This is a genomic window from Metasolibacillus sp. FSL K6-0083 (genome assembly GCF_038630865.1).
Classification (GTDB): domain Bacteria; phylum Bacillota; class Bacilli; order Bacillales_A; family Planococcaceae; genus Metasolibacillus; species Metasolibacillus fluoroglycofenilyticus.
Genome location: NZ_CP152046.1, coordinates 2,712,559 through 2,735,000, shown reverse-complemented (window position 1 = coordinate 2,735,000; position 22,442 = coordinate 2,712,559). Strand labels below are relative to the sequence as shown.

The window sequence follows — 22,442 nt, the reverse complement described above, 5'->3', positions numbered from 1 at the left end:
AGTAAGTTAAATGAAATAAAAAAATTTGTTTTTCGCTCCGTAAAACGAGGTTTTTCTGCTGAACTAAGACGAAAGGAAGGATAAATGATGTATCGAATCGGAATTATTATTTTTTCTTTAATTTTACTCGCTGGATGTACTGAATCAAAATCGGCTACATTGTCATACGATGAAGTGAAAAAAATTATGGTTGACTCTATTCAAACTGAGGACGGGAAAAAGGCAATCCGCCAAATACTAGAGGATCCGAAGTTTCGCGAGCTACTAATACTCGACAGCGATGAAGTAAAGCAAGCTACAGAGCAAACTTTATTATCCCAAGAAGCTGAAGATTTTTGGAAAAAGACGTTTCAGGATCCAAAATTTAAAGAAGCAATTGCTAAAAGTATGCAGGAACAGCAAGAGGCTATTTTAAAAGGGCTAATAAAGGACGCCTCCTATCAAGAAGATTTACAGTCATTTTTTGGACAAGCAGAAATGCAAAAGCAGCTTGAGACTATTTTAAAAAGCGCCCCACTTCGGAAACAGATGGAACAGATTGTAATGGATACGATTGATAACCCTCTCCTGCAATCTAAATGGCAGCAATTAATTATGCAAAGTGGTGAAGCGAGCAGCTCTTCGGGAGGGTCCGATTCAGGTGGATCCGATTCGGGTGAGTCTAAGGAGTCTAAGGAGTCTAAAGAGAAAGACCAAGATAAGAGTCAGGAGTAACATCTACTAAAGTACATCACGCTTCCCTTTTGTATAGAATAAATAATATGGGCTGTCTGAAGTTATTCTCTTTTCAGACAGCCCTCTGCTTATTTTTTTAATTTATCGACCATTTGACGAGCAATTTCTAAATAAATTTGTCCTGTTGGATGATCCTCAGCATAAATAGAAGGAGCAAAATCTGCCTCCGTCCAATCAGGTTGTCCTAATGGAATTTGACCTAGTAATTGCGTGCGTAGCTCATCTGCTAATTTCGGACCTCCACCACGTCCAAAGACAAACTCTTTTTCACCTGTTTTCGATTCATACCACGCCATATTCTCAATAACACCCAAAATTTCATGATTTGTTTGCAGTGCCATTGCGCCTGCTCGTGCCGCGACAAACGCTGCTGTTGGATGTGGTGTCGTTACAACAATTTCTTTTGAAGACGGCAGCATCTGGTGAATGTCTAACGCCACGTCCCCTGTCCCTGGCGGTAAATCTAATAGTAGGTAATCTATATCCCCCCACTCTACATCGCGGAAAAATTGATCTAACACTTTCCCAAGCATTGGACCACGCCATACAATCGGTGCATTATTTTCAACGAAGAAGCCCATTGAAATCACTTTTACGCCCATACGTTCTACAGGATAAATACGGTTTTCCTTAACAACAGGCATTTCCCCAATACCCATCATGTCTGGCACACTGAAGCCATAAATATCGGCATCAATCAGCCCTACTTTTTTACCAAGACGCGCTAATGCCACAGCCATATTTACCGACACTGTCGATTTACCTACACCACCCTTACCAGAGGCAATAGAAATAAATTGTACAGTGGATAATGGCGATAAAATATCTTGAGCCTGCGCTTCCGTAGCTTGCCCACGAAATGCCTCTAAAGCTTCAGTTGACAGTTCTTCGAATCGAATACCTACAGATTGTGCCCCATTTTCCTTTAACACTTCAACAATTTTCATTTGTAGCGTCATTTGTTCAGGTGTATTTGTTTTCGCAATTGCGATTTTTACACTAACATGGCCTTTTTCTTCTTTAATGTTAACATTTACAATGCCATTCGTTTCTGCTAATGTTTTATGTAAAAAAGGATCTTGTAGTTGTCCCAACAGTTCTCTGACTTGTTGTTCGTTCATTTCGTAAAACACTCCCCTATTTTTATATCCACCTAGTAGTATAACACACCCCTCGTCGCAATATAGCTATTGGAGTTCCATGAAATAATAGTTCTCAATGCCGCGAGCAATGGCCAGTGCCATTTTTTCTTGGTAGCCCGGGTCGGTCAATAATGCTCTCTCCTCATCATTGCTTAAAAAGCCCGTTTCCACTAGTACTGCTGGCACTTGCGCCTTTTTTAATAAATAAATTTCCTTAATCGATAATGCCTCTCGGTCTGTATTTTGTAGATGCTCCCGGATAGACTCTTGAATCGTTTTTGCTAAAAGCTCACTATTGGCATCGCCTTCCTTATGATAAAACACTTGTGCACCGCGCCATTTACTGTTCGGGATTGCATTAGCGTGAATGGTAATGAATAAATCGGGCTGTTGCTCTTGAACAATTGTTTCTCGCAAAAAGATATCTTGTTTTTTACGCTCACGCAATGTCGAGAATTGCTCGTTCGGTGCATGCTCAGCTAGTACATCCTCGTCTGTCGTACGAGTCATCACTACCTCGGCCCCTAATCGTTTCAATTGACGAGCAACTCTTTCAGTAATAGCTAGCGTAATATCCTTTTCAATAACATCACCTTTAGAAGCGCCACCATCAATACCTCCATGCCCTGCATCAAGCACTATTTTCACCCCACCCAATGGCTCCGGCAAAAAAAAGCGCTTATCGGAGGCACTTGTTTCATAAACGACAATCATCATACAGCTAAACATAATAACAATCAGCGCTAACCAACGCTTCATATGCACACCACCTTTGACTTACTATACGCAAAAATGGACGTGCATATGCGTTCTTTTAGTTTGTAGTACCAAAATCAATCCCTGAAAGTATATACGGAATAGCTGATTTTATAAATTCTTCTGGTGATACATTTTCATCGGCTCTTCTCCATTCTACCGACGCACCATAAATGCCCCAGCTCAAGATAACAGCTGTAATTTTTAATGCTTCAGTCTCTTTCTTTGTTTGTTGTCTTACTAACATTTTGTAGAAAATAATTTCAAGTTGCTCTCGAATGATACGCGCAATCGTATCCTCGTAACCTCGATGGCAACGATTCGATAATGATTTTTGGAAATTTGTTATCGCTTGAAAGATATTGACAAAAACCTCTTCATTTAATTCATTCCTCTTATAAAAGTCGTAATCTAAATTAACTAACAGCACTTCCGAGAGCACCTTCTCTAATAGGTCATATATATCCTCGAAATGATAATAAAAAGTAGCGCGATTAATCATTGCTTCCGCTGTTATATCTTTTATAGTAATGTCTTTAAATTCTTTTTTTCCTGAAAGCTCAATGAAAGAATCAATAATTAATTTGCGGGTGCGTAAAACTCGAGGGTCCGCCTTTGCTTGAGTCATTTTTATCACTCCTTTTTTAAACAATTTCTTTAATATGTTGTATAAACGACAAATTCATAGAACTATTGGTGTTGCTCATTTTAATTATGACCTACAATCCAATTGTAAGACAAATAATACATTTTGCTTATAAACTAGCACCATTTCATGAAGCAACTGTTCAAGCTATGTTTAATGAAGTTGTCGCCTGGTCTACTGCATTGAAAACGTTTTAAGAGGCTGTCCAAAAAACCGTGCATAGCCGGCATTTTGGACAGTAGCAATGATGTTTCGCAAAATGGAGATTCATATAAACTGAAAACGCCTCTTTTAAAAATGGGATGAACATTGGCTTTAGCAGTGTTATCCTTCAGTAAAAGGGAAGCAATGAAAACATTCATTTCAATGCGGTGGCAAAACAAAATGTACTTTTCGGACAGCCCCAATTCTTATAGAGGAGGTAAAATGAATTGAAAAACAATATAGTGTGTGATTTAAAAACAGGTGTCTGCGGTGTAGCTGGTGAAGAGGAGATTGAGGTGATTGATTTTAATCAACCACAAAAATTGATTAATCTTTATTATGTAACCGACCCAATTTGCTCCCATTGCTGGGCAATTGAACCTGAGCTTCGTCGTTTTGTAGAGCAATATGGTCATTATTTTAACCTCCATACAGTTATGGGCGGCTTGCTAGAAAAATGGCATGATGGACCAATCGACCCTGCAAACGGAATTCACAAACCAGCGGATGTTGCTGGTCATTGGCGAGAAGTTGGCGAATTTTCGAGAATGCCTATTGACGGTAGTTTGATGCTTGATAATCCCGTTCAATCTTCGTACCCGCCTTCTCGTGTTTTCAAAATAATTCAAAAGCAGCACAGTGATGCGATGGCATTTACGTTTTTACGCCGCGCAAGAGAAGCGCTTTTTGCATTTAATCAAAACATTTCAGATTCATCTGTTTTAACAGAAATCATAAATAAACTTGGGCTTAATGGAGAGGCTATTGTCAATGAAGCTGAGCTACCGGTTGGTCAGCAATTATTGAATGAGGATTTTGCTCTTACTAGAAGCTTAGGTGCTCGAGGCTTTCCTACGGTTATTATGATGAATGAAGAAAATAAAGGCGTTCGAATTGTCGGCGGTCGCCCGCTTCACTATTACATCGATGGATTAAAGCAAGTTTTAAATTCGGAACAACTAAAACCGAAGCAGCGACCATCCTTTGCTAATTTGCTACAAAAAGAAAAGCTACTATTTTCTAAAGAAATTGAAGTGATGTACGATGTTGAACAATCAGATATTATTTCTTTTATTGAAAAGGAGCTTGCACCAGATCAATATAAAGTAAATGAAATTCTAGGTGAATTTTATTTTACAGCTACTAACTAAAGTAAGTGCTATTTGAAACGGTAATTTTATGTTGGAAGTACATTGAAAGCAATACTTCCATTTCTTCTCTTTCATGTAGCAGATAAATCGTTAAATCCTGTATTTCTTTCGTTTTAAAGTAAGCCCTCTATTTCAATGAGTTAAATTTCCCAAAAACACCAGCATCGGTGTCCAAAAAGTCGGCTATATACAGCCTTTTGGACACCCTCCAATTATCCTTTAAGTACCTCAACGATTTTTTTCTTCCATTGTAAAAACTCATCGCTCAAGTATAATTGCTCATCCCGCGGACGCTTAAAAGGAATTTTTATAGATGCTTTTACAGTTGCTGGGTTTGTTGATAAGATAATAATTTTGTCCGACAGGAAAAGGGCTTCTTCAATGTCATGTGTAATGAATAAAATGGATTTGTCATACGCTTCCCACATGTTAAGCAACCATTGCTGCATTTCTTTTTTCGTAAAAGAATCTAATGCAGAGAAAGGTTCATCTAAGCAGATAAGGGATTGCGGGCTTTGCAACGCTCGAATAAATGCCACACGCTGTTTCATTCCGCCTGATAATTGATGGGGATAAGCGTTCACCATCTCTCCCAAATTGGCCTTCTGCAATAATTCAATCGCCTGTGCTTCATCTGCTTTCCCCGCTAACTCACTGCCAAGCATTGCATTTTGCAATACTGTTCTCCAAGGAAAAAGCGACGGACTTTGAGGCATGTAGCTCATATTTCCACTTTCACTCGTAATATCACAATCATTTAACATAATTTGCCCTTGCTCAGGCTTTAAAACGCCTCCAATAAGATGAAACAAAGTACTTTTCCCACTACCAGAAGGTCCTAATATAGAAACAAACTCGCCATCCTGTGCAGTGAAAGAAATAGCGGAAAGTATCTTTTTTTCTCCGAAAGAATGATGTAGCTGCTCAATGTGCAGACTCATTGTACTCCCTCATTTCGTTTCCAGCGCGTAAACCATTTCTCAAGTGCTAAAAATAGTCCGAAAAATGCCAAGCTCAGAATAATTGTTATAACGATTGCAACGAAAACACGTGGCGTTCTGTAGGAGGAGGCAGATAACGTCATAAATACGCCAATTCCTTTTTGTGCACCTAGCCATTCTGCTACAACGGCTGTCATCACACTATACGTTGCAGCAATTTTTATTCCTGAGAAGATGCTTGGGATTGCATCAGGTAATTGCAACCTTAAAAAAATTTGCTTTTTCGTCGCTCCCATCATTTGCATATAATGCATCAAATCACGCTCAGTTTGTCTAAATCCATCAAGCGTTGCAATGGTGATTGGGAAAAAGGCTGTCGTTGCGATAATTAAATATTTCGGGAAATCTCCTAGACCAAACCAAATCATTAAAAGTGGTGCTAGCACAATTGTTGGGATATTTTGAGAAATAACGAGAAACGGCATAACGATTTCCCGTGCAGTCGGCAAAATATGTAACATTGTTGCGACACTAATACCTAACACAATGGCTGACGAAAAACCGACGAATACAAGCTTTATCGTCGCCAGCATATGCGGGAAAATGGCGGGGAAAACAATGAACATTTCCTTTGCGATAACGGAAGGTGCAGGTAGTACCCATACTTCAATCTGCAACAGCTTCACTGCTATTTCCCAAAGAGTAATTGCGATTAGAAGAGCTAGCACCGACTTCCACATATTTTCTATTCTCATAGCTGTTTCCTCACTTCATTGCGTTCGCGATAAATTCATTTGTAAATGCTTGTTGAATATCTACTTCACCGATAATCTGATGCTTTACCATAAATTCCGCAAAGTTTTCCCATCGACTTGCCTCTTGAACACCCCAAGCCTCTGCACCTTCTTTATAGTGAGGAGATAGCCACTCCTGACTGCGTCTCACAAGCTCTGGCTGAAGGTCGGGCTCTGCAGCAATTAAAATATCCGCCGATTTCTGTGGGTTATCAATTGCAAACTCATAGCCTTTATATACAGCATTAATGAAGGCTTGCACTGTATCAGGATTATCTTCAATCATTTTATCGTTCGTAATAATAAGGGGTGAGTAAGTATCTAACTCTGGCGCATAATCAGTCGTTTTAATAAAATGCATATCCGCATCACGAATCTCACCTTCAATACCTGTCCATGCATAAAAAATACTGACAAAATCGATGTCTCGCTCTAGCGCTACAAAATAATCTGTATTGCCGACTTGTACCGTCTCAATTTTCGAAGCATCTCCACCTTCTTTATTCATAACAGCCTGTAAAGAAGCTTTTTCTAATTCCGAGCCATATGCACCGTATATATGCCCTTCAAAGTCTTTTGGCGTTTTAATTCCCTTTGCCTTTGGCGTATAATAGCCTCCAGTGTTTTTCTGAATAATCGCAGCGATTGAAACAATAGGAAGACCTTCTGAACGCGCTTGCGTTACTTGATTTTGAAAGCTAATTCCGAATTGCCCCTTGCCAGACCCTACAATTTGCTCCGCACGTACCTCGCCTGGCAGCATAATTTCAACGTCTAAGCCTACTTCTTCAAAAAATCCTTTTTCCTTTGCTACATAAATTCCTGTATGATTTGTATTTGGCGTCCAATCTAAGAACAGTTGAACCTTTTCATTCCCTTCCTTTGTCTGACAGCTCGTTAAAAGGAAGATTAGTGATAATAATGCTAAATATTTCAAGACTATTCGCATGGCAATATATCCCCCACCTATGACTTCACTTTCTCATCACGCTGTGATAACCATTTTTCAAATGTATAGGACATCTCCCAAAATGCTAGTTCATATTCCTTTGCGATAATAAATTGTTCCTTCACCTTCTCTTTTTCTTTTTCGTTCATATCCTCCACAAGTGAGTTTAATAAATCAATTTGAGCCTGTGTTGCCTCTTGGAACCAATCGCTCGCATATGTCGCAAGCCAATTGCGATAAATTTCAGTTTCTGGATTTGCGTGCTCATAAGCCTTGCCAATATCAGCATATAGCCAATAGCATGGCAACATAGCCGAAATAATATAGGCTAAATTTCCATACATTGTTGAGCGATATAAATGTGATGTATAGCCGTAAGCAGTTGGTGCTGGCTTGAAACTTTCCATATCTTCCTCAGTAATATTTAATATTTTCGCATGTGCTTCATGCACCCCTAATTCAGCTTGTGCGGTATTGCGCGCTTTTTCTGCCAGAAAAGCGGTAATCGCGAAATCCTCTGCTTGTGCCGCTGCCAGCGCATGAATTTTTGCATAATGGTTCAAATAATAGATATCTTGCAAAATATAATTTTTGAAAATTTCAAGAGGTAAATCCCCCTTCACAATGCCTTGTACAAATGGGTGATTTAAGCTTTTCTCCCAGCTCTCCTTTGTTGCTAAACGTAATTCATCAGTAAATTTCATAAAAAAACCCTCCTAATTTGTTCTTTTTCTAAAAGGAACACTAGTAGGAGGGTTTCGTTTTTGAATGAAGTAAGCAAATATATGCCAAAATACATCGTTATTAAACGAATTCATTTCCCATCTACTTCCCTCCGCTCGTACTAACGAGATCAGGTTCTAAGAGTAAGTCTCAGCCATTATTTGGCACCCCTAGTAGAAAAAGAATCATATTTTAATTTCAAATCCATCATAACGCATTAAAATTAAATGTCAAATATTCTTTAAAATAATCAATCTATTTAATTGAGAATAGTTATCACTTATTGTATAGTAGATAGTGACATACAAATAAGTGAGGAGAAGATATAATGCAAATTTACTGGACGAAAATAAATAAGATTATTGAAGAAACGCCTGAGGTTAAAACATACATGCTGGACCTTCCAGAGGGCTTTACATGGGAAGAAGGCTCGCACACCCATTTCGCACTAAAGGGATTTAATGCTGGAGAAAAGCCAAACCGCGCGCTCATCCGCCATATGTCAATCTCCACTTTACCGCACGAAAATTCAATCGGTATTACAACACGCATTAAAGAACAATGCTCTGAATTCAAATCGATTTTAAAAAATATTGAAATTGGCACTGAAGTAGCAATCTTTAAAACACATTCGAATGTACCGCTAAAAAGAGATAATAAAAATATTTATCTGCTATCATCTGGTGTCGGCTTAGCTACTTTTAGACCACTTGTACTTGATTATTTAGAGCGTGCAGACAATGTGAATCAAATTCATTCACTAAATATCGATTCCACAAAGGATTTCTTATTCCCAAATATTTTTGAATCTGCACCTGCCAAGAAATTCATCGCACAGTTCGTCGATAATCGCAAAGACTATTATGAAGAAGTGAAAAATCTAGCCGCAGACAAAGAAGGTTTATTCTACGTTGTTGGCAGCGATGAATTCCTTGCACAAAACATTGAAATACTACGTGAACAAGGCATCCAGCCTGAACAAATTATGCTCGACAAGCACGCACAACAACGTGCTGAGTTTTTATCATTGGATTTACCAGTTTAATATATCTTAGTGAGGAAGCGTTCAAAAAGTGTGCTAAAGCACTACATTTTGGACGCTTCATTTGTGGAGTTGACCGAAAATCCATTTTTTGTCACTGTATTGAAATCAATGTTTTCATCGCTTCCCTTTTACTGAAGGAGTACACTGCTAAAGTCAATGTTCATCCCATTTTTAAAAGAGGCGTTTTCTGTTTATATGTATCAACATCTTATGAAATATCATCGCTAACTGTCCAAAATGCCGGCTATGCACGGCTTTAGGACAGCCCCTATTTAACAAAGTAAATAAGTGGAGAAATAATATTCATGCATTAGATTGATTTTAGCGAGTGGCGAGACGACACGCTGATAAAGGGAGACCTAGTCTAGTACCGCCGCAACATATGTGCGAGCGACTGAGTGGGCAATATCATGTTGGTCTAAACCTCAGTAGTTGTCACTACCGTTGGCAATTCCTATCGTTTAAAAAATCATCTAGTTCTAGATGGCAAGTGATTTTATACATCATTAAGTGAGCGTTTTTGTACATAGTTTAATGGAAATTTGTATATCTTCAACGGCAAAGCGGATAAATATAAATGTTTTATTAATCTTGACCAATATTAAAGTCCACTTTATAATAAAGTAAACTTTATAATATAAGGAGGTTATTAATATGAAAAAAAATAAAGATGAATTATTTGAACTCGTTACTGAAATAAATGACATGCATTATACGATGAATAAAATCATCATAAAAGAATATCAATCTTTACTAGATGATAATCTTTCTAGGAATCAAACAATTTTAATGGATATTGTTAAAGATTACGGAAAAATTTCTATTGGAGAAATTGCTCGACTAATGAAAATAACATCAAGCGCTGTTGGACAGATTGTTAATAAACTTGAAGATGGAAATTATTTAGTGAGGACTATTAATTCACAAAATAGACGTGAAATACTTGTGCAACTGACAGATAAGGGAACTCGATATTTTGAAAAAGAAGAAAAAATAAATCGTCAAATTATTAATCGTATTTACACACAAATGGAATTGAGTGAAATGGAAGAACTCAAAAGGATTATCACAAAGCTAAGTAACATTGTAGAAAAGACATATACAAAACAAGATGAGGAGGAAAACAATCATGACTAACACAAAGGCTAACTTAGAAAGTTTATTCAATGAAATTAAGGAAAGGGAATTGTTAAATGGTACAGTCCTTGTTGCTAAAAAAGGCGAGATTTTATACGAAGGAGCTTTTGGTAATGCTGACTTGTCAACAAAACGTCCATTAACATCACAATCTTTATTCAACCTTGCATCTGTCTCAAAGCCAATTACAGCAACTGCAATTTTACTACTCGTTCAGGAAGGCAAACTAAATCTTGAGGACTTCGTGCAGAAATGGATACCTAATCTACCTTATGAAGGCATTACGATTAGACATCTACTTAACCATACGAGCGGACTCCCCGATTATTTAGATTTGTTTGAGAAATACTGGGATAAAACGAAAATCGCAGACAATGACGACTTACTTAGATATTTAGTCAAGTACAAACCCCACCGTCTATTTGCACCAAATGAGCGTGTTGAATATAGTAACACGGGCTATATTTTACTCGCGCTCATTGTTGAGCGTGTAACCAACATGGGTTTCCCCTACTTTTTACAAGAAAATATTTTTAAGCCACTTCAAATGACTCGCACTCAAGCTATTGGTGTTAGAAAAGAAAAGATTGAAATTGAAGATTATGCATACGGTTATGTCTATGATGTATATGCAGGCGAGTACGTTTTGGCTGATGATTTCGAAGAGTCCAAAATGGTTATTTATTTAGATGGAATACTTGGTGATGGTGGTATTCAATCAACTGTCAAGGATTTATATCTTTATGAACGTGCTCTAAACACCGGAAATTTAATCAATGACGAATTACTAAAAGAAGCTTATACACCAGCGGTGACAAAAACCCAAACACCACTTAGCTATGGTTTTGGTTGGATCTTAGAGGATATCAAGAAAAAAGGACGAATCATTTGGCATAGTGGCGGCTGGCCAGGATATGTTACACATCTTAGACGCTTCATCGATCATGATATTGTTGTTATTGTACTAAGAAATAAAGAACAAGATTTCGATTTTGACCAACATGTCTTATACGCAATCGAGCAAGTAGCTTTTGATGAGCCTTATGAACTTGCTAAGGAAAAACCTCTATTAAAGCGTGCCAGAGTCATTCCAGTAAATGTTTTAAAACGCCTTGTCGGTGATTATGCACTAACGGAACACCCGGATTTAATCATTCATGTTTCATTAGAAAACAACAGACTATTTATCGAAATGCCCGGTACAATGAAACTTGAATTATACGCTAAAGCAGAGAAAGAATTCTTCTTGAGAGGATTATCAATAGAGGTTAGTTTTATAACAGAGAACGGTAAGGAATTAATAAGGATTGTTAATGGTGTTGAAGTACAAACAGCAGTGCGTCAATCATTAACCGAGGATAAATGGGATTTTAATCATGCAGATCACAACTGAAATATTACCTATTCAGTAGTTTAAGCAAGATGTTTATGCAGGAAACGATGCAGGGAAAACCTATGTACCTGCCGTTTTGCTTTCGGCACACAAAAGATTCGCTCCCGCAGTTATTCATTATAGGAGTTGTGTCTCAAAATGGCTTTTCAAACATGCCCTATTCTATTAACTTGAAAGACTAAGAAAATTAAAAGACTCGAATAGCTAAAGGTCCATTTTTGAATTATCTACTAAATTTTTTTAGTATAAAGCATAAAAAAACTCTCTCTCGACAATCGAGAGAGAGTTTTGAAAAACGTTGATATAACAACGATATTAACGTTTTGAGAACTGTGGTGAACGACGAGCGCCGCGTAAACCTGGTTTTTTACGCTCTTTCATACGTGCATCACGTGTTAATAAACCAGCAGATTTAAGTGCTGGACGGAAATCTGGGTCAACTTGTAATAAAGCGCGTGCGATACCGTGACGGATTGCACCAGCTTGACCAGTGAAACCACCACCGTTTACGTTTACGTGAACATCATAGCTACCTTTTGTTTCAGTAGCTTCAAGTGGTTGGTTGATAATTAAAAGTAAAGTTTCATATGGTAGGTAATCAGCAACATCACGGTTATTGATTACGATTTTGCCTTCGCCTGGTACTAAACGTACGCGTGCTACTGAGCTTTTACGGCGACCTGTGCCGATGTATTGAACTTGTGCCAAGGTTATTCCTCCTATTAATGTAGTATATTATCCACGAAGCTCATAAGCTTCTGGTTTTTGCGCTGCATGTGGGTGCTCTGGGCCAGCATAAACATTAAGTTTGCTGAACATTTGACGACCTAAAGAGTTTTTAGGAAGCATCCCTTTAACCGCTAACTCAATCATTTGAGTTGGGTATTTTTCTTTCATTTCGCCAGCTGTACGTTGTTTTAAACCACCAGTAAATTGAGTGTGACGGTAGTAGATTTTACCTTCTAATTTATTACCTGTTAACTCAATTTTATCAGCGTTGATGATGATTACATGATCACCTGTGTCAACGTGTGGTGTGAAAGTTGGTTTATGTTTACCGCGTAAAATAGAAGCTACTTCAGAAGCTAAACGTCCAAGAGTTTGGCCTTCTGCGTCAACTACTAACCATTTACGCTCTACTTCGTGACCTTTAGCCATGAATGTTGTACGCATGTATATATCCTCCTAATCGATTCGATTACCGTTATTTTTCATTATTAAACACTATAAGTTTCGGGGCTTATTTGTGGTGGTAATGAAAATACCATACATCATCATATAACGTATTGCGTTATAAGTCAAGAATTTTTATTGAACACACGGTGATGTTGTTAAAGACGAAAAATCCAAATAATTGATAAAATGAAACTTCAATCAGTGAAGGTTTTCCTCATCCCCACTGATTGTTAGTTGAAGCAATCGGGCTTTTACGGGCATCCTTACTTAAGTCTTGAAGTGGGAGGCTTACTGCCAGTTAATGCGGGATAAATTACTATGCGTTTATTGCGTAAAAAACTTCCTCCAAGTAAAGTCCATGTGCCGGTGCTGTCTTTCCTGCCTTACTGCGGTCCTGTGCCTCGATTGCCTGTGCCACTGCACAAACATCGCGGCGACCCGTTCCGACCTCCCAGAGTGTTCCTGCAATGATGCGCACCATATTGTATAGGAAACCATTGCCTGCAATCGTCATATGTAGCTCGTCACCAACCCATTCTAAATTTAGTGAATAGACGGTGCGCACTTTATCTACAACGCTTGTATTCGCCGCGCAAAAGCAAGTAAAATCATGTGTGCCGACAATTGACTGTGCAGCCTCACGCATGGGCTCTATATTTGGCTTAATGCCCTTCGTTTCAACTGTATAAAAACGGCGAAATGGGCTTTGGACTTTACTGCAATCCCAAATGTAACGATAACGCTTGCCTGTCGCACTATAGCGCGCATGAAAGTCGTCTGCTACTTGTTCAACACCTAAAACCCGAATATCGCTTGGCAGTTGAACATTTAATGCCTTTTGATAATTATCAGTAGGAATCGTCAGCGTTGTATCAAAATGAATAACTTGCCCTGTCGCATGAACACGCGCATCTGTACGCCCACTTGCCGTCACATGCACACGCTCACCTTTATGCATTTTCATCAATACTTTCTCTAGTTCTAGCTGCACTGTGCGCTCGCCTGGCTGCACTTGATAGCCAGCAAATTGTGTGCCATCATAGCTAATAATTGCTTTTAATCTCATAAGGTATCACCTCTAGTTTCGGCAAAATACAAGCAATGCCGTCAGTATGACAAGGGACACTAAGCAAATTGTATCGCGGTAATCCCATTTCAATTGACGATAGCGTGTTCTCCCCTCGCCACCACGATAGCCACGCACCTCCATCGCTGTCGCTAAATCCTCGGCACGCTTAAAGGCACTCACAAAAAGTGGAACAAGCAATGGAACAACTGCCTTTAAACGATTTTTTAATGGACCAGCGCTTAAATCTGAGCCTCGTGCCATTTGAGCTTTCATAATTTTATCTGTTTCATCCATTAGAGTTGGGATAAAGCGTAATGATATTGACATCATGAGTGCGAGCTCATGTACAGGCGCTTTTAATTTCTTTAATGGATTCAATAGCACTTCCAAACCGTCCGTAATTGAAATCGGCGATGTCGTTAATGTTAAAATGGATGTCATAAAAACAAGCACTAAAAAGCGGATTGAAATAAAAATACCTTGTCTCAAGCCTTGCTCATAAATTTTTAAAAAGCCCAAATCTAATACAACTGCTCCCTCACGCGTAAATAGCGTATGCAGTAAAAACGTAAATACCATTAAAAAGATAATTGGCTTCAAACCATTAATTAAAAAATAGAGTCGAATGCGGGAAATCAATACAATGAACAACGTAAATGCAAGAAGTAACCCGTAAGTGATTATATTGTTTGCTAAAAAGACAACAATGATAAAGGCAAATACGAAAATGAGCTTAGCACGCGGGTCAAGCTTATGTACGAAGGAATTTCCAGGAATATAGCGCCCAAAAATCATTTTCTCCATCATTGTTGGTCACGCCCCTTCTTTACAACCTGTGCTAATTCAATCGCTAACTCTTCCTCTGTTAAGCATATTTTCGGCAAAATTTCACCTATAAGCTTTTCAACTCGATGCTGGAAACGAATGATACGTGGTGGCTCTAAACGATATTTCGCTAATGTCTCCACGTCTGCAAAAATCTCCCTCGGCTGCCCAGTTAGCACACAGCGCCCTTCATGCATAATGGCAACTTGATCAGCGTAGCGTGCAGCATCCTCCATACTATGTGTTACGAGAATTGTCGTTAACCCTTGCTGCTTATGCAACTGGTAAAACATGTCCATAATTTCTTTTTGACCACGTGGGTCTAAGCCTGCTGTCGGTTCATCTAATACGATAACCTCTGGCTGCATCGCTAAAACACCTGCAATTGCCACACGACGCATTTGTCCCCCTGATAAATCAAAAGGTGACTTTTCTAACACTTCGTCAGGTAATCCAACAAGTGTAATTAGCTCACGTGCACGTCGCTCTGCCTCTTCTTCCGAAACGCCAAAATTCATCGGACCAAACATAATATCTTTTAATACTGTTTCTTCAAATAGTTGATGCTCTGGAAATTGAAAGACAATGCCTACTTTTTGGCGTATAGGCTTTAATTCCTTTGCCTTTTTGCCTGCTTCAATTACGCGCTCACCGATGTGCACCTCACCCGTAGATGGCTTTAATAATCCATTAAAATGCTGTAAGATTGTTGATTTCCCTGAGCCTGTATGTCCGATAATTGCTTGATAGGTCCCGTGAGTAATCGTCAAATCCACATCAAATAGCGCATATTTCTCAAAGGGTGTATCTTTTCCATAAGCATAACTTACTTGTTGAAGTTTGATGTCCATAAATCATTCACCAGCTCTTCTTCTGTCATATGTTGTCCTAACAGCTTTACACCTTGTTGCTGCAGGAGCTTTGTCATCTTCATCGCAAAAGGTAAGTCTAAGCCAAATGTAATTAATTGCTCACCTAATGAAAAAATTTCGCTCGGTGTACCTTCTGCGTATTTTTTACCATCATTCATAAAAATAATACGGTCTGCTAGCATCGCTTCCTCTAAATCGTGTGTAATCGAAATAACGGTAAGTCCGATTTTTTCACGCAAGGCTTGAACGGTACTTAACACTTCATCACGCCCTTGTGGGTCTAGCATCGATGTAGCCTCGTCTAATATTAAAACTTTCGGGTGGATTGCTAAAGCGCCTGCAATGGCAACCCGCTGCTTTTGTCCACCAGATAAGTGATGTGGTTCATGGTTATAAAACTGATCCATCTTTACTTGCTTTAATGCATCTTTTACGCGTGCTACCATCTCTTCATACGGCACACCGTTATTTTCTAAGGAAAATGCAACATCATCTTGTACTGTTGCACCAACAAATTGATTATCAGGATTTTGAAATACCATACCCATTTTTGAACGTACATCCCACAGGTTTTCCTCTGTTAAAGCATTAAGTAAAACGCGTACTTCCCCTTCAGCAGGAAATAGTAAGCCATTCATTAGCTTCGCTATTGTCGATTTGCCTGAGCCATTATGGCCCACAATGGCAATCCACTCACCTTGCTGCACGGTAAATGAAATATTTTGCACAGCTTTGCGCGCTGTTTCATCCTCAGGTGTATAGGAGAATGTCACATTGTGAAAAGATAAAATTTCTGTCATGGCTCTGCTACCCCTCTCTTTCTCCACTCCACTATTAAAATTACACTGTTTGCAAAAATTATGCTACCTTTCCCACATATATAAAAATAAAGCACGTTAACAAGCAGGAAATGCCTAAACGTACTTTATGTTTATGTATGTGCATATGGTAAAGTTGGTGATGTAAACCAATATCCCATACAATAAAAAAGCGCGCACCTCATTCAGAGAAATGCGCTTATCACTACATTAAGGAGAATACGGCTGCTCATTTCCGTACTCTGAATGAATGAGGTGCGGAGAGCTAGACGAGACGCCAACAACATAGTGTTCCGCTCATCATAACGCTCAGCTTAATTATTTGTCGTATAAATCATTTTAATTACACACAAATATGTAATTAATTATTTACAGAAAGGGAGTGCCAGCGTTCATAGGTGAACTAGGCATCCCCTCTAAAACAACTGTGTTATTGGCTGAATCGCTGAATTAAATTAAACTAATTCAATTACAACTACAGGTGCGCCGTCTCCACGACGAGGACCTACTTTTAGGATACGAGTGTAACCACCTTGACGCTCTGCGTAGCGTGGTGCAACATCATCGAACAATTTTTGTAGTGCGAATGAAGTTGTTTCGTTACCTTCTTCGTCAGTTGCCGTTACTAGCTCACGACGGATAAATGCAGCCGCTTGACGACGAGCATGTAAATCACCGCGCTTACCTAAAGTAATCATTTTTTCAACAGCTTTACGAACTTCCTTCGCGCGAGCTTCAGTAGTCTCGATGCGCTCGTTGATGATTAAGTCAGTAGCTAAGTCACGTAACATCGCTTTACGTTGAGAACTTGTACGACCAAGTTTTCTGTAACCCATGGATGTTTCCCTCCTTTAAAAAATATCTGATCTTGCTGTATATTTCAAATTCGCTTAGTCTTCTTTACGTAATCCTAAACCAAGCTCTTCTAACTTCGCTTTAACCTCTTCTAAAGACTTGCGACCAAGGTTGCGCACTTTCATCATATCGTCTTCTGATTTATTCGCTAATTCAAGCACCGTATTGATGCCTGCACGCTTTAAACAGTTGTAAGAACGAACAGAAAGATCTAGTTCTTCGATAGTCATCTCTAAAACTTTTTCTTTTTGGTCTTCTTCTTTTTCGACCATGATTTCAGCAGTTTGCGCTTCATTCGTCATGCCTACGAAAATGTTCAAATGCTCTGTTAAAATTTTCGCTCCAAGTGAAATCGCCTCTTTTGGACCGATGCTTCCATCTGTCCATACATCAAGTGATAACTTATCGTAATCAGAGTTTTGCCCAACACGAGTGTTTTCCACTTGGAAATTGACGCGTGAAACTGGAGTGTAAATAGAGTCGATCGGGATCACGCCGATAGGAAGATCCTCACGTTTGTTTTGATCAGCAGGAGTGTAGCCACGACCACGTTGCGCATACATACGCATACGTAAATGACCGTTTTTAGCGATTGTTGCAATATATAGATCTGGATTTAAAATTTCAACGTCACTGTCATGTGTGATGTCAGCAGCAGTTACTGTGCCATCACCTTTTACATCAATCTCAATGACTTTTTCTTCGTCAGAGTAGATTTTTAAAGCTAACTTTTTCACGTTTAAGATAATTGAAGCAACATCTTCTACAACGCCTTCTACAGTAGAGAATTCGTGTAATACGCCGTCAATTTGTATTGACGTTACAGCAGCTCCTGGTAATGAAGACAGAAGGATACGACGTAAAGAATTTCCCAAAGTGTTTCCATATCCGCGTTCTAGCGGTTCTACAACAAACTTGCCATATTTGACATCTTCGCTGATCTCCACTGTCTCAATCTTTGGTTTTTCAATTTCGATCATTCAATTTACCCTCCTTCAAAACATCAATGTATAGGTTCATACCATCATAGTTGTTATTCTTGATTGACTTTACTAATAAGTTGCACAAGACATTTGCACAAAGAAATGATGTACTTAAAGAACTACGCTCTTTAAGCTGCACCCATTACACGCGACGACGTTTTGGCGGACGGCAACCGTTATGTGGAACTGGAGTAACGTCTTTAATAGCAGTTACTTCTAAACCAGCAGCTTGAAGTGCACGAATTGCAGCTTCACGACCTGCACCAGGACCTTTAACAGTTACTTCCAACGTTTTCAGACCATGTTCAAGGGATGCTTTTGCAGCTGTTTCTGCAGCCATTTGCGCAGCAAATGGAGTAGATTTACGTGAACCACGGAAACCAAGAGCACCAGCACTTGACCATGATACAGCGTTACCTTGCATATCTGTAATCGTTACGATTGTATTGTTGAATGTAGAACGGATGTGTGCAATACCAGATTCGATATTCTTTTTCACACGACGTTTACGAGTTTGTTGTTTACGAGCCATGTTAAGAAGGAACCTCCTTTACTTAATTATTTTTTCTTATTCGCTACAGTTTTACGAGGACCTTTACGCGTACGTGCGTTGTTCTTCGTATTTTGACCACGAACAGGTAGACCACGACGGTGACGGATACCACGGTTACAACCGATTTCCATCAGACGTTTAATATTAAGTGAAACTTCACGACGTAAGTCACCTTCCACTTTAAGTGAGTCTAATTGTTCACGGATTAGGTTTAATTGATCTTCAGTTAAGTCGCGAACGCGGATATTTTCGTCAATACCTGCAGCTGCTAATACTTTTTGTGAAGTTGTTTTACCAATACCGAAAATGTAAGTTAATGAAATTACAACGCGTTTGTCGCGAGGAATATCAACACCAGCAATACGTGCCATTTACGTGTGCACCTCCTTATTTATTATCCTTGTTTTTGTTTGTGTTTAGGATTTTCACAGATTACCATTACTTTACCGCGTCGGCGAATTACTTTACACTTTTCGCAGATCGGTTTCACAGATGGTCTCACTTTCATCTAACCTAACCTCCTTAATAGTCCGGAGTGCAAAAGATTATTTAAAACGGTATGTGATACGACCGCGAGTTAAATCATATGGAGATAACTCAATAGTAACCTTATCTCCCGGTAGAATGCGGATAAAGTGCATACGAATCTTTCCAGAAACATGTGCAAGCACTACATGCCCATTTTCTAATTCTACCTTAAACATCGCGTTTGGCAAAGTCTCAACAACTGTCCCTTCGACTTCAATTACATCATCTTTCGCCATTAACTCTCGTCTCCCTTCTATATGCAATTTCTGACTACCTAATCCGGTAATCATTATAACTGTTTTCTTCCGTTATTTAGAAGCAACTCGTCTCAACATATGCTTGGATTGTATGAGAGATGTTCGAAAGACGTTCGTCTGGTTTCGCTTCACACAATCCATGGAATTGAACAGATCCCGGTTTAGGAAGCTGTATTCCTTATGTTAACACGATAGCCGGAATGTCTTGGATGAGAGATTCATACCCGTTACACAGATGCTTCCACGAAACCCTCTATACAATAATCGGATCATCACACAAAACCGTGCTCCCCTCTCTCGTATTAATTGGGTACAATATGCTTTTGCAACTCTCAAAAATTATGTTTCGTTGTTGCCTCCGCATGCCTCCCGCGAAAGCAGTTAACTTGCGCCTGGGTCGGGTATCAGCTGCGGCCGCTCTGTAATAGAGCATCAAGATCAGCAAATACTTTGTTAATATCTTGCTGTCCATCAATATTCGTTAAAACACCTTTAGCTTGGTAAAAGTCAAGTAAAGGCTGCGCTTGGTTCATATTTACTTCCAAACGATTTGTTACCGTTTCTGGATTATCATCTGCACGTGTATAAAGCTCGCCACCATCTTTATCACATTTGCCTTCTACCGCTGGAGGGTTGAAAACTAAATGATAAGAAGCGCCACAGCTCTTACAAATACGACGTCCACTTAAACGTGCTATTAATTCATCTTTATCAACTTGGATATTAATCGTATGTTCGATTGCACGACCTAGGCTTTCAAGAATGCCATTTAACGCCTCGGCCTGAGGAACTGTACGCGGGAATCCATCTAATAAGAATCCTTTTTCGCAGTCTGGTTGTGATAATCGCTCACGTACGATACCGATTGTTACTTCATCAGGTACTAATGCACCTTGATCCATAAACGATTTAGCCTGTAAGCCAAGCTCAGTACCGTCCTTAATAGCTGCACGGAACATATCGCCTGTAGAAATATGAGGGATTGCGTACTTCTCAACAATTTTGTCTGCCTGTGTACCTTTACCAGCACCCGGCAGGCCCATTAAAACGATATTCATACGAAGTTTCCCCCTAAAAGCTACTGTGTCTAGCTGGTTAAGGAAACGAAATCGTTCCCTAAAACCAACATTATTTCATAAAGCCTTTATAATGACGTTTCACTAGTTGTGACTCTAATTGCTTCATTGTTTCAAGTGCTACACCAACTACGATAATCATACTTGTTCCACCGATTTGAGCAGAAGCAGGTAAGTTCATAAATGTAGTGAATAAAATAGGCATAACAGAGATGACACATAGGAAGATAGCGCCAACGAAAGTTAAACGATAAAGAACTTTTGTTAAATAAGCCTGCGTATCATTACCTGGACGAATGCCCGGAATGTATGCACCTTGTTTCTTTAAATTGTCTGCTACATTTTCTGGGTTCACTTGAACGAACGCATAGAAATATGTGAAGGCAATGATTAAAGCGATATAAAGAGTTAGACCTATTAATCCAGTCGTTTGCTTATAATCAAACATACTTGTAATAAATCTTGTAACACTATTTTCACCGAAGAATGTCGCCAAAGTTTGCGGTGTTACAATAAACGCCATCGCAAAGATTACCGGAATAACCCCTGCAGCATTTACCTTTAACGGTAAGTGCGTTTGTTGACCACCTGCTTGAGGCGCACGACCAGTTACTCGCTTTGCATATTGAATTGGAATTTTACGCAACGCTTGGTTAACATAAATTACTCCAACAATAACTGCAAGAAGAACTAGTACTAACAAGGCAAGAATGACAATTCGAATGAATAGTTGCTCGCCTGCACCTTCGATTTGTTGTGCATAAACTTGGTTAACTGCAGTTGGAATTGCTGCAACGATACCAGCAAAGATAATAATGGAAATACCATTACCTACACCATTTGCTGTAATTTGCTCAGACAGCCATAATAGGAAGGCAGTACCTGCTGTAAGCACAATTGCGATAGTTAAATACGAACCAACGCTAGTGTCTGTAATCAATGAGCCGCCATAAAGCTGGTTAAAGCCGAATGACATAGCAAATGATTGGATTAGCGCTAAAATGATTGTAAAGTATCGTGTGAATTGTGCTAACTTACGGCGACCAACTTCACCTTGTTTAGCCCATTCTGCAAATTTAGGTACAACATCCATTTGCAATAACTGCACAATAATTGAAGCAGTAATGTATGGCATAATCCCCATCGCAAAGATAGAGAAGTTTGCCAAGGCACCACCACCGAAAGTATTTAAGAAGCCAATAATATTAAATTCATCAGCAGCTTTCAATACATTTGCGTCGACGTTTGGTACAGGAATAAATGTCCCGATACGGAAAACGATGAGCATTAATAATGTAAAGATGATTTTATTTCGTATATCTCGAACGCGCATAAAGTTAGAGATCGTTTGAAACATTAGATCACCTCAGTTGTTCCGCCAGCATTCTCAATAGCTTCTTTCGCAGAAGCTGAGAATTTATGAGCTTTTACTGTAAGCTTTTTTGTTAAAGTTCCGTTACCTAAAACTTTAATACCAGCTTTTTCATTACTCACAATACCAGTTTCTACTAATAATGCAGTAGTTACCTCTGCACCATCTTCAAAACGGTTTAATGCATCAAGGTTAACGATAGCGTATTCTTTACGGTTAATATTTGTAAAGCCTCGTTTAGGTAAACGACGGAATAGTGGGTTTTGACCACCCTCAAATCCTGGGCGAACGCCGCCGCCAGAACGAGCGTTTTGACCTTTGTGACCTTTACCTGCAGTTTTACCGTTACCAGAACCGATACCACGACCAACTCGGTTACGTACTTTACGTGATCCTTCTGCTGGTTTCAACTCATGAAGTTTCATTATGAGTGGCACCTCCT

The 22,442-nt window shown here is 39.2% G+C and carries 27 protein-coding genes and 1 riboswitch; of the genes, 5 read left to right on the top strand and 22 right to left on the bottom strand.

Annotated elements, in window-relative coordinates; all coding sequences use genetic code 11:
- Nucleotides 1–84: 84 nt before the first annotated feature.
- The gene (gerD, locus tag MHB51_RS12850) at nucleotides 85–714 is read left to right on the top strand and encodes a spore germination lipoprotein GerD (RefSeq protein ID WP_342558292.1); all 630 of its coding nucleotides are present in this window, start codon (nucleotides 85–87) and stop codon (nucleotides 712–714) included.
- 89 nt (nucleotides 715–803) lie between these two features.
- On the opposite strand, the gene MHB51_RS12845 is transcribed toward gerD, so the two are convergent.
- The 3 genes from MHB51_RS12845 to MHB51_RS12835 form a co-directional block, all read right to left on the bottom strand.
- Entirely contained in the window at nucleotides 804–1,856 is a 1,053-nt protein-coding gene (locus MHB51_RS12845; protein WP_066167459.1) for an Mrp/NBP35 family ATP-binding protein, read from the bottom strand.
- A gap of 66 nt (nucleotides 1,857–1,922) precedes the next feature.
- Nucleotides 1,923–2,636: an N-acetylmuramoyl-L-alanine amidase gene (locus MHB51_RS12840; protein ID WP_066167462.1), complete on the bottom strand. Its 714-nt coding sequence runs from the start codon at nucleotides 2,634–2,636 to the stop codon at nucleotides 1,923–1,925.
- Between the two features lie 55 nt (nucleotides 2,637–2,691).
- Nucleotides 2,692–3,261 (bottom strand): TetR/AcrR family transcriptional regulator, encoded by a 570-nt coding sequence (locus MHB51_RS12835; RefSeq protein ID WP_066167465.1) that lies wholly within the window; start codon nucleotides 3,259–3,261, stop codon nucleotides 2,692–2,694.
- A gap of 449 nt (nucleotides 3,262–3,710) precedes the next feature.
- Here MHB51_RS12835 and MHB51_RS12830 point away from each other — a divergent pair, with 449 nt between their 5' ends.
- Complete coding sequence (locus MHB51_RS12830) at nucleotides 3,711–4,634, top strand: DsbA family protein (RefSeq protein ID WP_107943481.1); 924 nt, start codon at nucleotides 3,711–3,713, stop codon at nucleotides 4,632–4,634.
- Nucleotides 4,635–4,846: 212 nt separating this feature from the next.
- On the opposite strand, the gene MHB51_RS12825 is transcribed toward MHB51_RS12830, so the two are convergent.
- The 4 genes from MHB51_RS12825 to tenA are packed head-to-tail and all read right to left on the bottom strand — an operon-like array spanning nucleotide 4,847 to nucleotide 8,022.
- Nucleotides 4,847–5,575: an ABC transporter ATP-binding protein gene (locus MHB51_RS12825; RefSeq protein ID WP_342558291.1), complete on the bottom strand. Its 729-nt coding sequence runs from the start codon at nucleotides 5,573–5,575 to the stop codon at nucleotides 4,847–4,849.
- Complete coding sequence (locus tag MHB51_RS12820; RefSeq protein WP_066167474.1) at nucleotides 5,572–6,330, bottom strand: ABC transporter permease; 759 nt, start codon at nucleotides 6,328–6,330, stop codon at nucleotides 5,572–5,574. Before MHB51_RS12820 ends, MHB51_RS12825 begins: the two co-directional genes overlap by 4 nt.
- Nucleotides 6,331–6,340: 10 nt before the next feature.
- Complete coding sequence (locus MHB51_RS12815) at nucleotides 6,341–7,318, bottom strand: ABC transporter substrate-binding protein (protein ID WP_066167477.1); 978 nt, start codon at nucleotides 7,316–7,318, stop codon at nucleotides 6,341–6,343.
- Between the two features lie 17 nt (nucleotides 7,319–7,335).
- Complete coding sequence (gene tenA, locus MHB51_RS12810; protein WP_066167480.1) at nucleotides 7,336–8,022, bottom strand: thiaminase II; 687 nt, start codon at nucleotides 8,020–8,022, stop codon at nucleotides 7,336–7,338.
- Between the two features lie 109 nt (nucleotides 8,023–8,131).
- Nucleotides 8,132–8,223, bottom strand: a riboswitch (TPP riboswitch).
- Nucleotides 8,224–8,369: 146 nt separating this feature from the next.
- Here tenA and MHB51_RS12805 point away from each other — a divergent pair.
- The 3 genes from MHB51_RS12805 to MHB51_RS12795 all read left to right on the top strand — a co-directional run bounded on the left by MHB51_RS12805 (nucleotide 8,370) and on the right by MHB51_RS12795 (nucleotide 11,616).
- Nucleotides 8,370–9,086, top strand: coding sequence for a dihydropteridine reductase (locus tag MHB51_RS12805; protein ID WP_066167482.1), 717 nt, complete (start codon nucleotides 8,370–8,372; stop codon nucleotides 9,084–9,086).
- 654 nt (nucleotides 9,087–9,740) lie between these two features.
- Entirely contained in the window at nucleotides 9,741–10,223 is a 483-nt protein-coding gene (locus MHB51_RS12800; protein ID WP_342558290.1) for a MarR family transcriptional regulator, read from the top strand.
- Nucleotides 10,216–11,616: a serine hydrolase domain-containing protein gene (locus MHB51_RS12795; RefSeq protein WP_342471661.1), complete on the top strand. Its 1,401-nt coding sequence runs from the start codon at nucleotides 10,216–10,218 to the stop codon at nucleotides 11,614–11,616. The genes MHB51_RS12800 and MHB51_RS12795 overlap by 8 nt, the downstream gene beginning before the upstream one ends.
- 315 nt (nucleotides 11,617–11,931) lie before the next feature.
- Here MHB51_RS12795 and rpsI read toward each other — a convergent pair whose 3' ends face one another.
- The 15 genes from rpsI to rplO all read right to left on the bottom strand — a co-directional run bounded on the left by rpsI (nucleotide 11,932) and on the right by rplO (nucleotide 22,425).
- Nucleotides 11,932–12,324, bottom strand: coding sequence for a 30S ribosomal protein S9 (rpsI, locus tag MHB51_RS12790; protein WP_042478678.1), 393 nt, complete (start codon nucleotides 12,322–12,324; stop codon nucleotides 11,932–11,934).
- 27 nt (nucleotides 12,325–12,351) lie between these two features.
- Nucleotides 12,352–12,789, bottom strand: a complete 438-nt coding sequence (gene rplM, locus MHB51_RS12785; RefSeq protein WP_066168931.1) for a 50S ribosomal protein L13 — start codon at nucleotides 12,787–12,789, stop codon at nucleotides 12,352–12,354.
- 319 nt (nucleotides 12,790–13,108) lie between these two features.
- Nucleotides 13,109–13,858, bottom strand: coding sequence for a tRNA pseudouridine(38-40) synthase TruA (gene truA / locus MHB51_RS12780; protein ID WP_342558289.1), 750 nt, complete (start codon nucleotides 13,856–13,858; stop codon nucleotides 13,109–13,111).
- 12 nt (nucleotides 13,859–13,870) lie between these two features.
- Nucleotides 13,871–14,668, bottom strand: a complete 798-nt coding sequence (locus MHB51_RS12775) for an energy-coupling factor transporter transmembrane protein EcfT (RefSeq protein ID WP_066168926.1) — start codon at nucleotides 14,666–14,668, stop codon at nucleotides 13,871–13,873.
- Nucleotides 14,665–15,537 (bottom strand): energy-coupling factor ABC transporter ATP-binding protein, encoded by an 873-nt coding sequence (locus MHB51_RS12770; RefSeq protein ID WP_066168924.1) that lies wholly within the window; start codon nucleotides 15,535–15,537, stop codon nucleotides 14,665–14,667. Before MHB51_RS12770 ends, MHB51_RS12775 begins: the two co-directional genes overlap by 4 nt.
- Complete coding sequence (locus MHB51_RS12765) at nucleotides 15,513–16,358, bottom strand: energy-coupling factor ABC transporter ATP-binding protein (RefSeq protein ID WP_066168921.1); 846 nt, start codon at nucleotides 16,356–16,358, stop codon at nucleotides 15,513–15,515. Before MHB51_RS12765 ends, MHB51_RS12770 begins: the two co-directional genes overlap by 25 nt.
- Nucleotides 16,359–16,831: 473 nt before the next feature.
- Nucleotides 16,832–17,212, bottom strand: coding sequence for a 50S ribosomal protein L17 (gene rplQ / locus MHB51_RS12760; RefSeq protein ID WP_066168918.1), 381 nt, complete (start codon nucleotides 17,210–17,212; stop codon nucleotides 16,832–16,834).
- A 54-nt stretch (nucleotides 17,213–17,266) separates the two neighbouring features.
- Nucleotides 17,267–18,211, bottom strand: coding sequence for a DNA-directed RNA polymerase subunit alpha (locus MHB51_RS12755; RefSeq protein WP_066168916.1), 945 nt, complete (start codon nucleotides 18,209–18,211; stop codon nucleotides 17,267–17,269).
- Between the two features lie 145 nt (nucleotides 18,212–18,356).
- On the bottom strand, nucleotides 18,357–18,746 hold the full coding sequence (gene rpsK / locus MHB51_RS12750) for a 30S ribosomal protein S11 (protein WP_036151912.1): 390 nt from the start codon (nucleotides 18,744–18,746) through the stop codon (nucleotides 18,357–18,359).
- Nucleotides 18,747–18,772: 26 nt separating this feature from the next.
- Entirely contained in the window at nucleotides 18,773–19,138 is a 366-nt protein-coding gene (gene rpsM, locus MHB51_RS12745) for a 30S ribosomal protein S13 (protein WP_066168912.1), read from the bottom strand.
- Nucleotides 19,139–19,161: 23 nt separating this feature from the next.
- On the bottom strand, nucleotides 19,162–19,275 hold the full coding sequence (gene rpmJ, locus MHB51_RS12740; protein ID WP_000868344.1) for a 50S ribosomal protein L36: 114 nt from the start codon (nucleotides 19,273–19,275) through the stop codon (nucleotides 19,162–19,164).
- Between the two features lie 37 nt (nucleotides 19,276–19,312).
- Complete coding sequence (infA, locus tag MHB51_RS12735) at nucleotides 19,313–19,531, bottom strand: translation initiation factor IF-1 (protein ID WP_042478660.1); 219 nt, start codon at nucleotides 19,529–19,531, stop codon at nucleotides 19,313–19,315.
- A 425-nt stretch (nucleotides 19,532–19,956) separates the two neighbouring features.
- On the bottom strand, nucleotides 19,957–20,610 hold the full coding sequence (locus MHB51_RS12730; protein WP_107943490.1) for an adenylate kinase: 654 nt from the start codon (nucleotides 20,608–20,610) through the stop codon (nucleotides 19,957–19,959).
- 70 nt (nucleotides 20,611–20,680) lie between these two features.
- Complete coding sequence (secY, locus tag MHB51_RS12725; RefSeq protein WP_066168906.1) at nucleotides 20,681–21,985, bottom strand: preprotein translocase subunit SecY; 1,305 nt, start codon at nucleotides 21,983–21,985, stop codon at nucleotides 20,681–20,683.
- Nucleotides 21,985–22,425, bottom strand: a complete 441-nt coding sequence (gene rplO, locus MHB51_RS12720) for a 50S ribosomal protein L15 (RefSeq protein ID WP_066168902.1) — start codon at nucleotides 22,423–22,425, stop codon at nucleotides 21,985–21,987. Before rplO ends, secY begins: the two co-directional genes overlap by 1 nt.
- Nucleotides 22,426–22,442 lie beyond the last annotated feature (17 nt).